This is a genomic window from Streptomyces sp. AC627_RSS907 (assembly GCF_019049165.1).
Genome location: NZ_JAGMUE010000667.1, coordinates 1 through 904, shown reverse-complemented (window position 1 = coordinate 904; position 904 = coordinate 1). Strand labels below are relative to the sequence as shown.

Annotated in this window: 1 protein-coding gene; it reads right to left on the bottom strand. The window is 70.8% G+C overall.

Annotation, left to right across the window (positions count from 1 at the left end; translation table 11 throughout):
• On the bottom strand, positions 1 to 643 hold a 643-nt coding region (locus tag KUM32_RS37690; protein ID WP_217146337.1), incomplete at its 3' end, for a class I SAM-dependent methyltransferase.
• Positions 644 to 904 lie beyond the last annotated feature (261 nt).

Here is a 904-nt window from a genome sequence, read left to right as displayed (position 1 = left end):
TGACGGCCCGGCCCTCGGCCGACACCTCCTCCAACTCGGTGGCCAGCATCGCCTCGAGGTCGAAGTGGCCGCCGCGCGGCTCGTGGCCCGAGCGGCGCATCAGCCCGTACCCGGCCGCCCGCACGTCCTGGAGGAAGTCCTCCGAGGTGGCGCTGCGGAACAGCGGCAGCGAGTCGGTGTCCTCGAGGAACAGCCAGCCGCCCGGCTTGAGCGCCCGGACCATGTTGGCCACCGCGGCCGGTCGGTCCTCCAGGTGCTGGACCACCATCCGCGAGTGCACGAGGTCGAAGGACTCGGCCGGCAGCTCCTCGGTACGGATGTCGATCCGGGCCACCTCCACGTGCGGCGCCCGCAGCGCTTCGAGCCGCCCCGTCTCCAGGTCCGCGGCGAGCACCCCCCCGGTGGGCCCGACCCGCTCGCCGAGCCAGCCGGCGATGGACCCGGAACCGGCGCCCACCTCCAGGGCGTGCCAGCCGGGGGCCACGCCGAGCCGCTCCAGGCGCTCGATGGTGCCCGGGTCCCAGATGGCCTCGTTGGCGCGCAGCCGCTCCGTCTCCTGGTCCCAGGTGGGGTCGAAGACGTATTCCTTGGAGTCCTTAGACTCCTGAGACGCCTGGGATTCCTGGGACGCCTGGTCGGTCACGCTCATATCGTTCTTCGCCCTCCGTGGACCTCGTATCCTCCGTGGACCTCGTTCCGCTGCCGCCCACGCCCAGCTTGTGTGGGGCTCAGGCTAGGAAGCCGGGCAAGTCCCTGCCATGGCAAGAGAGTGCGGGCCAAGGGGTAATCCAGGCAGTTATCTGCTAAGGACCCGCAGGTCACGCCTCGCGTACGGTGGTCGCCCCGCTACGCGCATCCATGAGGAGTTCGCGGTGCTGCACACACTGCTCGTCGGGCTGGGACG